This is a genomic window from Myroides guanonis (genome assembly GCF_900114085.1).
Classification (GTDB): Bacteria; Bacteroidota; Bacteroidia; order Flavobacteriales; family Flavobacteriaceae; genus Flavobacterium; species Flavobacterium guanonis.
The window spans coordinates 90,119-107,453 of the sequence record NZ_FORU01000001.1; the positions used below are offsets into that span (position 1 = coordinate 90,119).

General features: G+C 33.4%; 15 protein-coding genes. 6 read left to right on the forward strand and 9 right to left on the reverse strand.

Annotation, left to right across the window (positions count from 1 at the left end; all coding sequences use genetic code 11):
- Positions 1–6: 6 nt before the first annotated feature.
- The 3 genes from BM024_RS00440 to BM024_RS00455 form a co-directional block, all read right to left on the reverse strand.
- Complete coding sequence (locus tag BM024_RS00440; RefSeq protein ID WP_245753835.1) at positions 7–1,404, reverse strand: TolC family protein; 1,398 nt, start codon at positions 1,402–1,404, stop codon at positions 7–9.
- 2 nt (positions 1,405–1,406) lie between these two features.
- On the reverse strand, positions 1,407–1,850 hold the full coding sequence (locus tag BM024_RS00445) for a MarR family winged helix-turn-helix transcriptional regulator (RefSeq protein ID WP_143077688.1): 444 nt from the start codon (positions 1,848–1,850) through the stop codon (positions 1,407–1,409).
- A 585-nt stretch (positions 1,851–2,435) separates the two neighbouring features.
- Positions 2,436–3,278, reverse strand: a complete 843-nt coding sequence (locus tag BM024_RS00455; protein WP_090677478.1) for a DUF6929 family protein — start codon at positions 3,276–3,278, stop codon at positions 2,436–2,438.
- An 80-nt stretch (positions 3,279–3,358) separates the two neighbouring features.
- Between BM024_RS00455 and BM024_RS00460 the strand changes: the two genes are divergently transcribed.
- On the forward strand, positions 3,359–4,231 hold the full coding sequence (locus tag BM024_RS00460; protein WP_090677481.1) for a PPK2 family polyphosphate kinase: 873 nt from the start codon (positions 3,359–3,361) through the stop codon (positions 4,229–4,231).
- Positions 4,232–4,373: 142 nt separating this feature from the next.
- On the opposite strand, the gene BM024_RS00465 is transcribed toward BM024_RS00460, so the two are convergent.
- The 5 genes from BM024_RS00465 to tsaD are packed head-to-tail and all read right to left on the reverse strand — an operon-like array spanning position 4,374 to position 9,004.
- A complete protein-coding gene (locus tag BM024_RS00465) occupies positions 4,374–4,946 on the reverse strand; it encodes a hypothetical protein (protein ID WP_090677483.1) in 573 nt (190 codons plus the stop codon).
- A gap of 2 nt (positions 4,947–4,948) precedes the next feature.
- Positions 4,949–6,127, reverse strand: a complete 1,179-nt coding sequence (locus BM024_RS00470) for a class I SAM-dependent methyltransferase (RefSeq protein ID WP_090677485.1) — start codon at positions 6,125–6,127, stop codon at positions 4,949–4,951.
- Positions 6,128–7,219 (reverse strand): AI-2E family transporter, encoded by a 1,092-nt coding sequence (locus BM024_RS00475; RefSeq protein WP_090677487.1) that lies wholly within the window; start codon positions 7,217–7,219, stop codon positions 6,128–6,130. It lies immediately after the preceding gene.
- A 47-nt stretch (positions 7,220–7,266) separates the two neighbouring features.
- Positions 7,267–7,974, reverse strand: a complete 708-nt coding sequence (locus BM024_RS00480; RefSeq protein ID WP_090677490.1) for a 16S rRNA (uracil(1498)-N(3))-methyltransferase — start codon at positions 7,972–7,974, stop codon at positions 7,267–7,269.
- A 10-nt stretch (positions 7,975–7,984) separates the two neighbouring features.
- Positions 7,985–9,004, reverse strand: a complete 1,020-nt coding sequence (tsaD, locus tag BM024_RS00485) for a tRNA (adenosine(37)-N6)-threonylcarbamoyltransferase complex transferase subunit TsaD (RefSeq protein ID WP_090677492.1) — start codon at positions 9,002–9,004, stop codon at positions 7,985–7,987.
- A 250-nt stretch (positions 9,005–9,254) separates the two neighbouring features.
- Between tsaD and BM024_RS00490 the strand changes: the two genes are divergently transcribed.
- The 5 genes from BM024_RS00490 to BM024_RS00510 all read left to right on the forward strand — a co-directional run bounded on the left by BM024_RS00490 (position 9,255) and on the right by BM024_RS00510 (position 16,973).
- The gene (locus BM024_RS00490; RefSeq protein ID WP_245753836.1) at positions 9,255–13,625 is read left to right on the forward strand and encodes a translocation/assembly module TamB domain-containing protein; all 4,371 of its coding nucleotides are present in this window, start codon (positions 9,255–9,257) and stop codon (positions 13,623–13,625) included.
- 71 nt (positions 13,626–13,696) lie between these two features.
- The gene (gene pfkA / locus BM024_RS00495; RefSeq protein WP_090677495.1) at positions 13,697–14,683 is read left to right on the forward strand and encodes a 6-phosphofructokinase; all 987 of its coding nucleotides are present in this window, start codon (positions 13,697–13,699) and stop codon (positions 14,681–14,683) included.
- A 54-nt stretch (positions 14,684–14,737) separates the two neighbouring features.
- Entirely contained in the window at positions 14,738–15,742 is a 1,005-nt protein-coding gene (gene gap, locus BM024_RS00500; RefSeq protein WP_090677497.1) for a type I glyceraldehyde-3-phosphate dehydrogenase, read from the forward strand.
- A gap of 2 nt (positions 15,743–15,744) precedes the next feature.
- A complete protein-coding gene (locus BM024_RS00505; RefSeq protein WP_090677498.1) occupies positions 15,745–16,596 on the forward strand; it encodes an N-acetylglucosamine kinase in 852 nt (283 codons plus the stop codon).
- A 2-nt stretch (positions 16,597–16,598) separates the two neighbouring features.
- A complete protein-coding gene (locus BM024_RS00510) occupies positions 16,599–16,973 on the forward strand; it encodes a methylglyoxal synthase (protein ID WP_090677499.1) in 375 nt (124 codons plus the stop codon).
- Here the strand turns inward: BM024_RS00510 and BM024_RS00515 are convergent.
- Positions 16,954–17,334 carry a Rid family detoxifying hydrolase gene (locus BM024_RS00515; RefSeq protein WP_090677767.1) on the reverse strand — a complete coding sequence of 127 codons (381 nt, stop codon included), beginning with the start codon at positions 17,332–17,334 and terminating at the stop codon, positions 16,954–16,956. The genes BM024_RS00510 and BM024_RS00515 overlap by 20 nt on opposite strands.
- Position 17,335: the final 1 nt, after the last annotated feature.

Genomic DNA, 17,335 nt, shown 5'->3' on the forward strand with positions numbered 1-17,335 from the left:
TAACTCTTAATCGTTGGTGGTTAGGTATTGATTGATCTCTCCGGTGGTTATTACTGTTTCTATTGCTGCTAATCGTTGATCGATAAGGGAACTTACTTTATTCAGGTTTGCTTTAAAGGTTTCGTTTTCCGCCTCAAGTCTTTCTGATATGGATATCATTCCTTCTTGATATTGTTTAATGGCCATTTTTAGATTGTTTTCTGATACTTTTTGAAGTTGTTCTGCTATGGCAATCTTTTCTGTTGCTACTTCGTAATTAGAGTACTGCTGTTGTAATAAAAGGCCTAGCTTTTCTCTAGTGTCTTTGATGGTGTTGTCCATCTGTGCTATGTTTATTTTTGCTTCTTCTACTTTGTGTTTGCGTTCAAAGCCACTAAAAATATCCCATTTTAATGCTAGACCTACCATCCAATTAGGACTTAATGTAAGTTCATTGACTTTTAAACTAACATCTTTGTTAATCGGACCTACGCCTAAAGTGGTATTGCTTTCGAAGTCGAATAAACTACTATGTGAAACGCTTGCAAATGCACCTAGAGTAGGGAAGTAGCTTCCCTTTTCTTTCTTGAGCAGGTAATTTTGTGCTGACTTAAAGGATTCTAATGCTTTGAGTTCGTGTTTGTTTTCTATGCTCAATGAACTGTCTGATAGTAAATATGGTTCTAGGTTGTATTTGGTGTTTTCTATTTCTTCAATGCTTAAATCGGTTAAGTATTGAATCTTTTGATACAATAGTTTTCGTTTTCCTTTAATCTCTATCGTTTTTGAGTGCAGCTCTAAAGCTGCATACTTTATTTTGTCTCGGTCATAAGGAATGGCTAATCCAAGTGAAATTGCTTTTTCTACTCTAATGGTTTCTTTTTCTAAGCGTTTTTCACTGTCTGCAATTAGTTTTTCTGCTTCGTTGAGTAAAGTAATTTGATCGAATGAGTTGATAACTTCTTTGATTAATTGATCTTTTTCAACTTCTAATAGATAGGCAGTTCCTTGTTTTTTTTGTTCAACTGCCTTTGCGCCATTTGGTATTTGCATCCCTGTGAAAAGAGGCATAGATGCGTTTAAACCTGCATGAAATACTTGTGCTCTATTGCTAAAGGTTGTTTCTCCTTCAAAAAAATCTATTCCTAAAATAGGAGTTGTTTTTGTTGGAACATCTATGGTTAAATCATTGTCTAAATAGGCATAAGCTACCGTTGCGCTAACATGAGGTAGGTATTTGTTTAAAACCCCTTTACGTTGATTTTCTAATTTCTCTAACTCGTAGTGTTGGTTTTTAAGCTTGCTACTCTTGTTCCATGCTTTTTCTATAGCTTTTTCCAAATCCTTTGTAATTGGTATTTGTGCTTTTAGCGTTTGGACCGTAAAGAGAACCAATACGCTTTGAAATAGTAGGTGTTTTTTCATATTCATCGGTTTTCTATGTTAGACATGATGGTTCGAACTGCATCTTTTAAATTTTGTATTTGAAAATCAGTTAATCCTTTTGTGGCAATTAATTCAATTTCATTAACTATTCTAAACGCATCTTTTTCATAAGACTTACCTTTTTCTGTTAGATAGATTAGATTGAGTCTTCTATCGTTTTCATGTGCTTTTCGAACGATTAGATTATCTTTTTCCATTTTATCTAAGAGTCTTGTAACACTTGGTTTGTCTCGGTGAGTTTCTGTAGCTAAGGTTTGTTGAGAGCAACCATCTTCTTTCCATAGCACTGCAAGTATAGACCACTGTTCTCGAGTGAGTGGAATATTATTAGCTTTAAATTGTTGCAATAAGGTTCTGTTTAAGGTCATGCTCAAACGTCCTGTTAACAAAGTATAGATTTCTTGTGTACTTAAATTGGTGTTCATAACAATGGTTGTTTAGACAACTACAAAGGTATATAAAATTTAATAACCTTCTTAAATTTAAGAAAAAATAATGATTTAAAGCTGATGTTTACTTATTTTTGAGAGATTCTAGAATGTTTTAAACCTTGTTGTTATGTTTAACTAGGGGTATTTTTTTTATTATTTCAATATAAACATGGAGAAAACAGAAGGAGTTATATCGTTTAGTCCTTCTGATTAATATTATTATTCATGCTTTTCTTTCCGAGCCATTACCATTACAAAGTATGGCTTTCGAACAACCGAATATTGCGATTTTAAATTATCCTTTTAGTTGGTTGCCTACTTTTATTGTTTCAATTGTTCTTTTTGGCCATTTGGTTTCTATTAGAAAATTGATTTCGAAAAAGAATTAAATGAAAATAGGTTGATTGATTCCAAGTCAAGGATAGATACTTATTTAACAAACCATGTATGTTGTATTTTAAGTATGGAAATATGGAATTACATAGTAAATAGCTTAATTCTATACTGATGTAAAATTTTGTTTGGACTAATACAATAAAAAAAGGCACTAACAATTTGTTAGTGCCTTTTTTTATTTTGTTAGTTTTTAAAACTTAGCTTGTAGATAGAAGTGGTTTTGGTTTCTGGATTGTCTGGGTCTTCGCATAAAAGAAAAGCAAGGTTCTTTCCCTCTTTTTTATAAAGACTTAAACCTTCAAATTTGTTAGTTTGACTAATTTGTCTTGTTTTTTCCAACTTCATCTTCTTGGGGTTTATTCGACCAATAATAGAACCTGCAATTTCACCATCGTGATAAGTTGAGTTTGTTTTTTCCGCTGTAGCAAGAAAATAGAGTTTGTTGTCTACTAAGATTGCATCAGTAAAGCTTGTTTGATGGCCCTCTATTTTAGGAAGCTCGATAGGGTTGTAAACAATATTGAAATCTTCTAATAGGTTTTTCGCCGTCACGGTAAAAATACCGTTTGCAGATGCAGGACCATTTCCTCTATTAAAAAAGTACCATGTTTCACCATCAACAACTACCCCTTCTATATTAAAGTCTTCGTCGCCAATTTGAGCAAAGCTCTTCATAGACTCATATAGGATTTCCAAATCGTGTTTAGCAATTAATTCTTTTGTTTTTACATCTAACTCTATTAATTCCTTTCTATTAGAGGTAGAGCCTGAACCAAATAAAAAGTAGTGCTCTCCATCAGTTGTGATTGCTTCAAAGTCTTTCTTAATTGTCTTAGCAACGTTTTCCTGAAGGCTTAAGTCTGATAGTAAACTGTTTTTAGATAGACTTTCTTTTTTGATATCATAGGTGTACAATATGTTTGCATCGTCTGAAATAATCTGTAAATAATCGTTGTTGTATATTATTCCAGAAGCAGCACTGATTCCGAAAAACTGTAGGAATAGTTCTAAAGTCAGTTGTTTCATTTTTTAAAGGATTGATTAATGTTTAAAAATAGTTTTTTATTTTAGATTAAAAGCGGTAATTTTTGATTAAAACTATGATTATGGAATCCATTGAAAAATATACAGTTACTGGGCCTATTTCACTTCAAAAAATGGCAACAACTAGCGATTTAGATCTTTCAGATGAAAAAGCAATCAAAAAACTCATGAAAGTTTGTGAGAAATTAAGTGCCTTTCAAGATACGATGTATGCCCACAATAAGTACAGTGCTTTAATTTGTATTCAAGGTATGGATACTGCGGGTAAAGACAGTTTAATTAGAGAGGTGTTTAAGGAGTTCAATGCTAGAGGAGTGGTGGTTCAAAGTTTCAAGACACCTACATCCACAGAGTTAGAACACGATTATCTTTGGAGGCATTATATAGCATTACCAGAACGGGGAAAGTTCTCGGTTTTTAATAGGACGCACTATGAAAATGTGTTGGTTTCTAGAGTTCATCCTGAAATTATATTAAATGAAAACCTTCCTCGTATTGAATCGGTGGATGATATTACAGAAAAGTTTTGGGAGAAAAGATATGCTGAGATCAATGCTTTTGAAGAGCATATTCAAAACAACGGAATTATACTCTTTAAGTTCTTTCTGCATTTGAGTAAAGATGAACAGAAAAGACGATTGTTGAGACGCCTGAATAAAGGAAAACACAATTGGAAGTTCTCTGTAGGAGATTTAAAAGAAAGGGCGAAATGGGAGCAATATCAGCACTTTTATGAACTAGCTATCAATAAAACGGCTACAAAGGACCGACCGTGGTACGTGGTCCCTGCTGATAGTAAACCTCAATGTCGTTATATCTTTGCAAAGATTTTAGAACAGGTACTTTTTGATTTTAAAGATATTAAGGAACCTGAGTTAAATGAAGAGATTAAAAAAAATATAGGATTTTATCGAGAAATACTAGAAAATGAATAGTATTTGTCGAAAAAGAGAAAGCCGTTTCACAACTTCGTGAAACGGCTTTTTTCATAGTTTGTTCTCGACTTTCTTTCTGAGAAAGGGAGTTAGCTTCTAAGAAGGTTAAATAGATGTATTGAAACACATTCTCTATTTGTTATTATAATAAGCAAGGAATGCTTTCTTTAAAATATGTTGCGGGTTTGTAGGTTTCTTTAATTATACTAGAATTCAATTCATTCATTATTGTGAACGTTTTTTGCTCCGTTGAAAAACGTATTTGAACAAGACTAACGGGGGATTCTTGAAGCTTGTTGAAGTCAGTTTCAGCTATTCTGAAATAAGAATTAAGTATTCTGATGTTGTTTTTTTCGGGCGCGTCATAAACAAAAGTACTACACGTGTCTTCGTTTACGTGTCTCAAGGAGACTACATTTCCGTTTAGTAGTTTAATGCTTATTAAGCTTTTTGAGTTAAAACACTGTATGGGAATGAAATCTGGGCCTTTTAATAAATATTGTACTTCCAATAATGGAATGCCACCAGATTTTAAAAGGCTAAAAAATAAGCTTTCTGTCTTTTTGCCCATATCCATTTCATATACTAAATGTTCTTTGAATCTTTTCAGTTGAACACTGTCGTTGCTTATTTCAAAATCTAATTCACAGTTAGTGTTTTGAGCGTATGTTGCACTAACGAATGCGAAAACTAGGAAGGTGATAAGGTGTTTCATACTTAGTTTATTTTGCTGCAAAATAGCATTATTTTATTGTTTTTAGAATCAGTTGTAAAGAAAAGATAATTGTTCTCTGCGTCTTTGACTTTCCATTTTTTACGGATCTCTTCTACCTTCATTGGAAAGTTGCGAGTTGTTATGTGTCCTTTGTAGTTTTTAAGGTGTTCTTTCGTGCTTTTATTGTTGAAAGGTATATTGGCTTCGATTTTGAAGCTTCTTCCGGTAAAAGGCTTTAAAACCTCTGAGGTGTACAGTTGAGAATGGGGGTGTAGCTTGTATAGATTAAAATGATTTCCAATGAAATCAAACTGTCCGGTTTTCATAAGAGCTGCATTGGGTTCGTATAAGTATTCGAGTGGGGAAGAAAAACTAGCATATTCTTCATTGTCTAATGGAATTCGAATTGAATCTGTTTTCTCTTGATGGATGTTTACAGCTATAATATCAGGTGAATCCTTCCAGTCTTTTTCTAAAATCCACAACAATTCCTTTACCTCATTGTTTAGTGCAACTACATGTATTTCTTTTACAGAATGCAATTCGGATATTCCAGATGTTATATCTAGTAAAGGTGCTGTTTTTATGAGTATTGAGTCTGTGTATTTAAAGTATTCATCAAGTAGTTCAGGAGCGTTTGGAGTACAGTCTTTTAATAAAAAAACCTTTTCTTTTGAATCGTTTCTCCTCGCTGGATCTAGATAGATGTAGTCCCATTTAGTGTTCTTGTGTTGTAAGTATTCTAAGCTATCTCCATAGTGACACTTTATGTTTTTTGCTCCGAGCTGTTCGTAATTGTGCTTTACAGTTTCGCTGAGTTCTTTTTGCATTTCACAGTGTGTTACTGCTTTGATATGCTTTGAGAAATAATAGGCATCAATTCCAAAACCTCCTGTTAAATCAATGAGGGTTTCTCCTTTGATTAAGGATGCTTTGTAAGATGCGCAAGCTTCTGAAGATGTTTGTTCTATAGATATTTTTGGAGGAAATAATAAGTTTTTTCCCGAATACCAAGTGGGTAACTTTGTTTTGCAACGCTGTTTAGAGTCAATTTGTTGAACGATTTTTGAGTACACAATATCAGGAAAAGGATTTTTCTGAAGAGATAAAGAGTTAATGTCTTTATTCAATGATGTGTTTATGAAATCTTGAACTTCTGGTTTTACTAGTTGATTGTCCAATTATAAATTTTTTGTAAGTATTTGTACAACTTTATTATTCGGTAAAAACTCTTTACCTATCACTTTTATGCATGTATAGATAGGGATTGCTGCGATCATTCCAAAGATACCGGTAAACATACCACTAGCCAGTACTACTATAAAAATTTCAAGCGGATGTGATTTGACGCTGTTTGAAAAAATTACAGGTTGGTTGATGCTGTTATCTATGATTTGTATCACAAACATGGCTATCATCACAGAAATTGCTTTAGGTATCACAACTGTAGTAAAGTCTTCTGATATAAAGCTCATCATGGTAAATAGAACGCCTAGAATGTTTCCTATTAATGGGCCTATGTAGGGGATGATATTTAAAATAGCGCATAGAAAAGCAATCATTAAGGCTCCTTTTACTCCGAATGATAGAAAAACAATTAAGCTCAATATGAAAATAATAGTCATTTGTAGAATTAGGCCTACAAAGTATCTAGATAGTAGATTGTTGATTTTCTGTATAGAGTTTAATATTTGATTGGAGTGGGGCTTTGGTAACAGTTTTTTAAATTGATATTTTAGAACAGCTTGGTCTTTTAAAAAGAAAAATGTTATGAAAAATATGGAAGCTATTCCAATACCAAGACCGCTAAGTGTTCCTATTATGGTGTTTAAAAGATTGGGTAAGAAGCTAATGTTGAATTTAGAGCTTATTTCGGATGCGTCTAATATTTTGTCTAAACTGAATCCTTTTGAGTCTAAAAAAGTATCAAGTTGTAGAAGGAGGTTGTTAAAGCTATCTTGTAATTGATGTGTATTCAGAACCGCTAAATTTTCTGCTTGTGTAGTAAATAAGGGGATAAACATGAAAATAAATCCAGATATAGCTAGAAGAAATATAAACATAGTAGACAATACAGAAGCTATCTTATTGAATCTTAGTTTTTTCTTAAAGAATCGCATAATTGGTGAGCCTATTAGCGAAAGAATTAAGGCAAAAGCAATATATAGAAAGATGTCTGTTATTTGATAGATCAAATACAAGCCAGCGGCTATTAAACATAAGGTTATAACAGCTTTAACGATGCCTTTTGAAATTTCTTTTGCGTTGGTCATTGCAATTTTATTTCAAATATAGTTATTTAAATTCAAGAGAAAATGATTTATTCTTCATTGCAAAAAACAAAACTATGCGTAGCGACTACAGCAGCAGTTTCTGTTCTAAGCCTTGTGTTTCCAAGGGAAACAGGTTTGAAGTTAGCTTTTAGGGCACTATCAATTTCGCTACTTGAAAAATCTCCTTCAGGACCAATTAATAGAGTGTAAGAAGCTCCTTTTGGGATAGCATTCTTTAAAAGTGTTTTTTCAGTTTCTTCGCAATGAGCAATGTATTTATGACTGTTGTTCTCTTGTTGAATAAATGCTTTGAAAGATATTGCGTCATGTAGGATAGGCATATATCTATGAAGTGATTGTTTCATTGCGGCCTGTACGATTTTTTCAAATCGTTCAAGTTTTATTTGTTTTCTTTCTGAGTGGTCACAGATTATAGGGGTGATTTCATGTATTCCAATTTCAGTAGCTTTTTCTAAAAACCATTCAAATCGCTCGTTCATTTTTGTGGGAGCAACCGCTAAATGAATATGGAAATTCTCGGGTTCTTTAAAATCATATTCCACAACAGTGACGCTACATTTTCTGTCGTTATCTGTATTTATGACTGTGTTAAATAGGTAGCCTTTTCCATTGGTAACCATTAGGTTGTCTCCGTTTTTCTTGCGTAAAACTTTAACTATATGGTTGCTTTCTTCTTTATCGAAAGTATAGTTCGTATCTTCTTTGTTTAGGAGAGGTGAATAGAAAAGTTGCATAGGTTTTTATTTAAAATTCGATTCTTGCTTTTGATACTACGGATGAATTGCTAAAGTGAGATTCTAGAAAATTGTAATAGCCAACAATACCAATCATGGCTGCATTGTCAGTTGTATATTCAAATTTAGGAATAAATGCTGTCCATCCCCAATTTTTCTCAGCTTGTAACAGGGCATTTCGAATACCTGAATTAGCAGATACTCCACCTCCGATGGCTATCTGTTTAATACCTGTTTCAGCAACAGCTAATTTTAGTTTGTCTAAGAGAATCTGGATAATAGTATATTGAATAGAAGCACATATATCCTCTTTGTTTTCTTCAACAAAGTTTGGATTTATAGCTTGGTTTTTCTGAATAAAATAGAGAATTTGAGTTTTTAGACCACTAAAACTAAAGTTAAGCCCCTCTACTTTTGGTTTTGTAAAAGGAAAAGCTTTTGGATTGCCATTTTGGGCATATTTGTCAATTAATGGACCACCTGGGTAAGGAAACCCTAATGTTTTAGCACTCTTGTCAAATGCCTCTCCAACTGCATCGTCTGTGGTTTCTCCTAATATTTTTAAGTCAAAAAAGCTATTTACTTGAACTATTTGTGTATGCCCTCCAGAGATGGTTAAAGCTAAAAAGGGAAAAGTTGGTTTTGGTGTTCCTTCTTCAATAAAATGAGCTAATATATGTGCATGCATATGGTTGACAGCAATTAAAGGAATCTTCAATGCCATGGCCATTGATTTAGAAAAAGAACCTCCTACAAGAAGAGAACCCATTAATCCTGGTCCTTGTGTAAATGCGATAGCGCTAAGTTCTTCTTTTTTTACGCCTGCTTTTTTAAGTGCAACATCTACCACTGGTACAATATTTTGTTGGTGTGCCCTTGATGCAAGTTCAGGAACAACGCCTCCATATTGTTCGTGCACAGCTTGTTGAGCTACGATATTTGAAAGAACTTGGTCGTTTTTTAATACTGCTGCAGCTGTGTCGTCGCAAGAACTTTCTATGGCGAGTATGTAGATAGGTTTTGTACTCATTTTATTAGGGGGTAAAGGATATTAAACAGCGTTTATTCAGTCGAATATCTTTGGAATTTTATTTACATTTGTTGTTCTATTTTCCGCAGTTTGAAAAGACATTGGAAAAGGCAAATTTAAAACTTAAAACAATATCAAAAAATTTAATAAAATAGTTTTTCGCTTACTTCTGGGCATCGTGTTGTTATTATGTGTAATAGCAATGACTTTGGCATTGCCTATAGTACAGACAAAAATAGCGCAGAATCTAATGGGGAAACTGAATAATCAATTTGGTACTCAGATTTATATAGAGCGTGTTGATATTACTATTTTTGGTAGAGTTAGTCTTAAAAATGTCTCTGTAACGGATAATCACGATGAGAAATTCATTCGTATAGGGAGTTTGAAAACGAATTTATTGGACTTGAATGAGTTATTAGAAGTTCGTTTGTTTTTTGGAAATGCCATTGCAGATGATTTGTATTTCAATATCCATACTTACAAAGGAGAGAGTAATAGTAACTTAAATCTTTTCATTAATGCCCTTGATAATGGGAAACCTGGTGATGGTTCTTTTCGTCTAGGAATTAAGAGAATAGAGGTTAAGAATGGTCATTTTAGAGTTTCTGATGATAATAACGAAACTCCGATATCAGTTGACTTTAAGGAATTGAACGGAGTTCTAGATGACTTTTTGGTAAAAGGACCAGATATATACGCAAAAGTAAATACAGTACAATTATTAGATCATAGAGGATTAAAACTAGAGGATCTGAAGGGGGATTTTAGTCTTACAAAAACTAACATTATTATTAAAAATATGTTGTTGGAGACTGATAAATCTAAATTAGAAGGCGATTTGAAATTTAGTTTCTCAGGGAACGATATGCGTGACTTTACTAACAAAGTAAGGTGGGATTTGAAAATCTTAAAATCCTCTATCAATACTTCCGATTTAAATTGTTTTTACCCAGAGTTTACTAAAAACCATAAGCTGTTCTTAAAAACGGATCTTACGGGATATATGAATGACTTTATGTTGTCTAATGTAAAGCTTGTTGATGAAAATTATTCTGAGATTATAGGTTTTTTCCAATTTAAGAATCTTTTCGATAAGAAGAGAGATTTTAGCATGGATGCCAATTTAAGTAGATTAAACACCTCATATGATGACTTAGCTCATTTACTACCTAGAGTTTTAGGTGAGAAATTACCTCCTAAGCTTTCAAAGCTAGGCGGAATTTCTTTAAATGGGGTAGTTGGATTGACTAAACGTGATTTAAACGCTAAAGTGTCTATGCTTACATCCATCGGAACAATGGATGCGGATTTTTTAATGGAGGGGATAGATCAGATTGAAAAGGCTGTTTATAGAGGAAATGTTGTGCTAAATGAGTTTGATTTAGGAACTGTTTTAGAAGATGAATCTTTTGGAGTAGTTAGTCTAAATATTAATCTTGATGGAACAGGGTTTGATCAAAAACATTTAAATACTTCTTTAGAAGGCGAGGTGAAATCTTTTGTTTTTAAAGGATATAATTATAAGGATATCACTCTAGACGGCTTTATGAAAATGCCTTATTATAAAGGATATTTAAGTAGTAAAGACCCAAATTTGGACTTGGACTTTAATGGGGTTATTGATTGGAGCTTGGATGTCAAAGAGTATGATTTTGAAGCGATGATTAATCATGCTGATTTACATGCTTTGAACTTGGTGAATGATACTTTGTCTGTTTTTAAAGGGATGTTACGTTTAAAAGCTTCAGGGAATACATTAGATGATTTAATTGGAGAGTTTAAAATAGAAGAGGCATCTTATTTAAATAGTAAGGACAGATATAACTTTAGTGAACTTTCTATTTTAGCCGAAATGGGAGACGAAAAGGTTAAAACAGTAACTGTCAAGTCGGAAAAAACTATTGATGGGGTTATAGTTGGAAGGTATAAGCTAGAGCAAATGCCAAAGCTTATTGAAAATGCATTGGGAAGTCTTTATACAAATTATTCTCCGTTTGTTGTGGAGAAGGATCAATTTGTTGATTTTGATGTTAGTGTTAGTAATCAATTAATAGAAATTTTCTTTCCAAAATTAACTTTAAGTGAAAACACTAAAGTGAAAGGGAATATTTACGGAGATAGAGGTGATTTCAAGTTAAATTTTACTTCTCCAAAAGTTTCACTGGGCAGCATGTCTTTTGATAATATTGTTTTGAACGTAAATAATCAGAATCCACTTTATAATACGTATCTGTCAGTAGATAGTTTGAAGTTTAAAAAATATAAATTATCTGACTTTGATTTAATAAATGTAACTCATAATGACACTTTGTTTGTGCGTGCAGAGTTTAAAGGAGGTGATACAGCTAAGGATAGTTATGATTTGAACGTTTACCACACGATTAACGAGGATAATAACTCAGTAGTTGGAATAAAGAAATCGGAGATAATGTTTAAGAATTTTCTTTGGTATTTAAATGAGAAGGAGGAGAAGGACAATAAAGTAGTTTTTAATAAGAAATTAAATGATTTCAATATTGACAGGATTGTATTGTCTCACAACGATCAATCTGTAGAGTTAAACGGAGATATAAAAGGGAAAGATTATAAGGATTTGGAATTGATTTTCGACAATGTTGACCTTAATAAAATCACACCAGATATTAGAAATATTAGTTTTGCTGGTAACATAAATGGTGGTATTCACTTTGAACAAAAAGGAGAAGTATATCATCCCGATTCTAATGTTTATATTGATTCATTGGCTATAAATGACGTTTTCTTAGGAGATTTGAAGTTTGATGTAACAGGAGATGAGCGTTTGAGAAATTTTAAAGTAGATTCTAATATTGTTCAAGAAAATAAAGAGCTTTTTTATCTAAATGGAGAAGTAAATATTATTAATAAGAATAGCTATTTGAATTTAGAATCTGGTTTTAAAGATTTTGATCTAAAGACAATAGGGCCTTTATTGAGTTCAATAGTTAGTAATGTTCGCGGAACCACAAATGGTAAGATTAGTATTTTGGGCACTCCTCAAAAACCAGACATAAATGGGCGTCTATATCTAAGTAAAGCAGGTATGAAATCTAAGTTTACTGGAGTAGATTATAATTTTGAGGAAGAAGCACCTGTAGATTTAACTCAGAATCAGTTTATCTTGCGCAATGTGAAATTAATAGATTCAAAATATAAGACCAATGGAACTATAAATGGAACGATAGCCCATAAGAAATTTGATGATTGGAATTTAGATTTAAAACTTCAATCATCCAATCTGTTGGCTTTAGATACAACATATGAAGAGGGAAGTTTGTATTACGGAACAGCCTTTATTAATGGAACAGCATCTTTGTCTGGACCTGTTGAATTGCTTTCTATCGATATTCAGGCTACTTCAAACAAGAATACTTCAATAAAGATACCCTTGAACGAAGCGAAAGGTGTAGGAGATAGTTCATTTATTCATTTCCTTACTGCAGAAGAGAAAGCGAATAGATTAAAAACAGGAAGTTTTGATATTTATCAATATAGAAATAGCGGAATTGAGTTAGATTTTGAATTCATTCTAACACCAGATGCTGAAATAGAAATTATTTTAGATAGAGAGTCAGGACATGCTATGAAAGGTAGAGGAGCCGGATTTATTACCATGGAAATCAATACAATGGGTAAGTTTAATATGTGGGGAGATTTTCAAGCATATGAAGGAGAGTATAATTTTAAATATGGAGGATTAATTGATAAGAAGTTTGAAGTAAAACGATATGGAACCATTCGTTGGGATGGTAATCCAATGAATGCTATTTTAGATTTGCAAGCTTTATATCACACAGAGGCAAACCCAAGTATTATTATTGATAATTCAGTGGTAAATCGAAAAATACCTACGGATGTTTCGATTTTGTTAAACGGAAGTTTAAGTAATCCAGAGGTGGATTTTGAAATAAACTTTCCAAATGTTAGTTCTGTTATCCGTTCAGAAATAGAATACAAATTAAGTGACAAGGATACCCGTGAAAGACAAGCAATGGCTTTGTTGGCTACAGGAACATTCTTTTCTTCTGATAATTCATCTACGGCTTTAGCAGGAAGCTTATTTGAGCGTGCTAGTAGTATTTTTGACGATATCTTTTCAGATGAAGATGATAAGGTTAGAATAGGATTGAATTATGCTCAGGCAGATAGAAATCCATATACTCAAACAGAAGGTAGGGTTGGAGTAACTTTCTCTACTCAGGTTAATGACAGAATTAAAGTTAATGGAAAGTTAGGTGTGCCTGTTGGTGGAGCTGAAGAGTCTGTTATTGTTGGGGATGTTGAAGTGCTTCTTAGATTAAACGAAGATGGAAATTTAAATGCCCGTGTTTTCAATAGAGAAAATGATATAAACTATATTGGAGAGGGCATTGGGTATACCCAAGGTTTAGGATTGTCATATGAAGTAGATTTTGATACTTTTAAAGAACTTATTAGAAAAATTTTGAATAAAGCAGCTATTGAAGAGGCTAAGAAAAAAAATCCTAGCAATACTAATGAGCTTCCAGATTCTGACTATAATGCTGATTTTATTCGCTTTTATGAAAGTAGGAAAGAAGGACAGTCAGAAGGGGCATACCCTATAGAACTTCTTGATTAAACGACTTTTTTATCCTCACAAATCTTGTAAACCTTTTTTGATTTCATTAGATTTACTAGAAAGTAAATTATATGAAAAATCAAATACAGAAAATCGCCGTATTAACTTCAGGTGGTGATTCTCCTGGTATGAATGCAGCTATTCGTGCTGTAGTGCGTGCTTGTTGTTTTTATAAAGTAGAATGTATAGGTGTATTCAGAGGCTTTCAAGGATTGGTCGAAGGTGACTTTGAGCCTTTAGGTGCTCGAGACGTAAATTACATAATAAATAGAGGAGGAACTTTTTTAAAGTCAGCTCGTTCAGATGCTTTTAGAACTGTAGAAGGACGTCAAAGTGCTTATCGAAATCTAGTTGATGCAGATATAGATGCGTTAATTATTATTGGTGGAGATGGTAGTTTTAAAGGAGGTATGACTTTTAATCAAGAATTTAATTTTCCTGTTATTACCATTCCTGGTACTATTGATAACGATATAAACGGAACAACACATACCATAGGATTTGATACAGCTTTAAATACAGTAATGGAAGCAGTAGACAAAATACGCGACACTGCGAGTTCTCATAAACGCTTGTTTTTTGTGGAAGTTATGGGAAGAGATGCAGGGCATATAGCTTTAAACTCAGGTATCGGATGTGGAGCAGAAGAAATCATTATACCAGAAGAGAATCTTGGAATGGAAAGACTAGTAGAAACTTTAAAGAAAAGCAAAGCTTCCGGTAAGTCGTCTAGTATAGTAATTGTTGCAGAAGGAGAGAAATTGGGTAAAAATGTTTTCGAATTAGCGGACTATGTGGAGAAAAACTTACCTGAATATGATGTTCGAGTGTCTGTTTTGGGACATATGCAAAGAGGAGGTGCTCCTTCCTGTTTTGATAGAGTTTTAGCAAGTAGATTTGGAGTAAAAGCAGTAGAGAGCTTGTTAGAAGGGAAAAGTAATTTCATGGTAGGATTGATAAATGATCAAGTGGTTTTGACACCATTAGATAAAGCAGTTAAAGGAAACTCAGGCATAGACTGGGACTTGTTGCGTATTTCTGATATGATATCTATATAAGCTTTGAAATAATTAAAAGAAAATCAAACACCTCTAGAGGAAAAAAAATAAACTATGAAAGTAAAAGTAGGGATTAACGGATTTGGAAGAATAGGAAGATTGATTCTAAGAGAATCATTCTTAAGAAATGATATTGAGGTAGTTGGTGTCAACGACTTGATGGAAGTGGAGCACTTGGCTTATTTATTAAAATACGATTCTGTGCACGGAAGGTTTAAAGAAGAAGTTCGTGTAGAAAATGGAAATTTAGTAGTAGGTAATCAAGTTATTCGAGTTACTTCGGAAATGGATCCAACTAAATTAAAATGGAATGAAGTTAATGCAGAAATTGTGGCAGACTGCACGGGTGTTTTTACGACTTTGGATAAGGCAAAAGCGCATATAGATGCAGGAGCGAAAAAAGTCATAATATCAGCCCCATCTGCAGATGCTCCCATGTTTGTAATGGGGGTTAACGATGATAAATTAAAAGTTACTGATACAATTGTGTCAAATGCTTCATGTACCACAAATTGTTTAGCTCCTATGGTAAAGGTGTTGAATGATAAGTTTACTGTTGTAGAGGGGCTTATGACGACTATTCATGCAGCAACTGCTTCTCAATATGTAGTAGATGGGCCGTCTAAAAAAGATTATAGAGCAGGACGTTCAGCATTAAATAATATTATACCTGCAAGCACTGGTGCAGCTAAGGCTGTTGGGAAAGTAATACCAGAAATGAAAGGAAAGTTAACTGGAATGGCTATGCGTGTACCTACGGTAGATGTATCTGTAGTAGATTTAACGGTGCGTTTGGCAACAGAGACTACTTATGAAGAAATTATGCAAGCATTTCAAGAAGCGGCAGAGGGTTCTATGAAGGGTATTTTGGAAGTCACAAAAGACGATGTGGTATCTCAAGATTTCGTCTCAGATACTCATACTTGTATTATTGATTATAAGGCAGGAATAGCATTGAATAGTACTTTCTTTAAAATTATTGGGTGGTATGATAATGAATATGGATATGCAGCTAAGTTGATTGATTTAGCAGTGAAAATGGAGAGACTACAAGCATAATTATGAGGATAATAGTAGACAGTGGTTCCACCAAGGCTGATTGGATTATTTATGATTCTAATGAAACAACTCAAATCTCTGTAAGTAGTTTAGGGTTAAATCCAGAAGTCATTACGGTTGATGAGTTTGAGCATAGAGTAAATCAATTAGTTGAAGTTAGAAGTAATAAGGAGTTGGTAACAGAGCTATATTTTTATGGTTCGGGTTGTGGAACTCCTCGTGCGAAGAATGTGGTAATTAATTTTTTTAAAGGCTATTTTTCAAATCTGCAAGAATTGCATGTAATGGAAGATACCTATGCAGCTGTATATGCAACTAGTGCTCCTGGGGAAGAAGCGATAGTTTGTATTAATGGAACGGGATCGAATTGCAGTTATTATGATGGAAATGAAGTACATCAACGAGTACAGTCATTGGGTTATATTGCTATGGATGATTGCAGTGGCAGTGCTTTTGGAAGATTAATGATAAAGGGATATTACTTAAAGAGTATGCCTTTAGAATTGCGAAATCTTTTTGAACAGAAATACGATTTAGATGCAGATGTAATAAAAAATCATTTCTATAAAATGGAAAATCCGAATGCTTATCTAGCTTCGTTTCTTCCTTTCTTAATAGCAAATAAAGAACATCCATATTTTGTAAATCTTATTGAAGACCAAATACAGTTTTTTATTGATTATTATATTAAGCAACATCCTGAATATACTAGTGCACCTGTTCATTTTATAGGCTCAGTAGCTTACCTTTTGCAAGGGTGTTTTAAAGACAAATTAACTGCTAATGGTCTTAAGTCTGGTGTCTTTTATCAAAAGCCATTAGATGGATTAATTGAGTTTCATAGAAAAAGATAAAGATGGAAATAGCTATAATAGCACACGACGACAAGAAAGCTGAAATGATGGGATTTATTCAATCAAACAGTAAACAATTACAAAGAGAAGGTATTGATTTAATAGCAACGGGAACTACAGGTAAATTGATGGAGGAGCTTGGTTTTAAAGTGCGAAGAATGCTTTCGGGACCTTTAGGTGGAGATGCGCAAATAGCAGGAAGGGTAGCGGAAGGTAAAACAAAAATGGTTTTGTTTTTCAAAGACCCTTTAGGTAAACACCCACATGAACCAGATATCAATATGTTGTTGAGGGTTTGTGATGTTCATAATGTGCCACTCGCGACAAATGAAGCGAGTGCACAATTATTGTTAGATGCTATTTCGAAGCGATCATAGAAATCTCAACGTTAACATTTCTTGGTAGTTTCGACACCTGTACACATTCGCGTGCAGGTGCTGTTTCTTGTTTGAAATAGCTACCATATACTTCATTTATAATACTGAATTGCTCCATATCTCTGATGAAGATGGTAGCTTTTACTGCATTCTCAAAAGTCATTCCTACTTCACTTAAAATAGCCTTTAGGTTTTCCATTACTTGTTTAGTCTCATCGGCAATTCCTGAATCAATCAAAGTTTCAGTAGCTTGATCAAAGGGAATTTGTCCTGATATAAATAGTAAGTCACCCACTTGAACAGCATGGTTATAAGGTCCGATTGGGCTTGGTGCTTTTGACGAATTTATAATTTTTTTCATA

Coding starts and splice junctions, on each gene's coding strand:
- pfkA (WP_090677495.1), top strand. CDS start 13,697: ATGAAAAATCAAATACAGAAAATCGCCGTATTAACTTCAGGTGGTGAT.
- BM024_RS00440 (WP_245753835.1), bottom strand. CDS start 1,404: ATGAAAAAACACCTACTATTTCAAAGCGTATTGGTTCTCTTTACGGTC.
- BM024_RS00475 (WP_090677487.1), bottom strand. CDS start 7,219: ATGACCAACGCAAAAGAAATTTCAAAAGGCATCGTTAAAGCTGTTATA.
- BM024_RS00505 (WP_090677498.1), top strand. CDS start 15,745: ATGAGGATAATAGTAGACAGTGGTTCCACCAAGGCTGATTGGATTATT.
- BM024_RS00490 (WP_245753836.1), top strand. CDS start 9,255: ATGGGGAAACTGAATAATCAATTTGGTACTCAGATTTATATAGAGCGT.
- BM024_RS00465 (WP_090677483.1), bottom strand. CDS start 4,946: ATGAAACACCTTATCACCTTCCTAGTTTTCGCATTCGTTAGTGCAACA.
- BM024_RS00480 (WP_090677490.1), bottom strand. CDS start 7,974: ATGCAACTTTTCTATTCACCTCTCCTAAACAAAGAAGATACGAACTAT.
- tsaD (WP_090677492.1), bottom strand. CDS start 9,004: ATGAGTACAAAACCTATCTACATACTCGCCATAGAAAGTTCTTGCGAC.
- gap (WP_090677497.1), top strand. CDS start 14,738: ATGAAAGTAAAAGTAGGGATTAACGGATTTGGAAGAATAGGAAGATTG.
- BM024_RS00460 (WP_090677481.1), top strand. CDS start 3,359: ATGGAATCCATTGAAAAATATACAGTTACTGGGCCTATTTCACTTCAA.
- BM024_RS00515 (WP_090677767.1), bottom strand. CDS start 17,334: ATGAAAAAAATTATAAATTCGTCAAAAGCACCAAGCCCAATCGGACCT.
- BM024_RS00510 (WP_090677499.1), top strand. CDS start 16,599: ATGGAAATAGCTATAATAGCACACGACGACAAGAAAGCTGAAATGATG.
- BM024_RS00455 (WP_090677478.1), bottom strand. CDS start 3,278: ATGAAACAACTGACTTTAGAACTATTCCTACAGTTTTTCGGAATCAGT.
- BM024_RS00445 (WP_143077688.1), bottom strand. CDS start 1,850: ATGAACACCAATTTAAGTACACAAGAAATCTATACTTTGTTAACAGGA.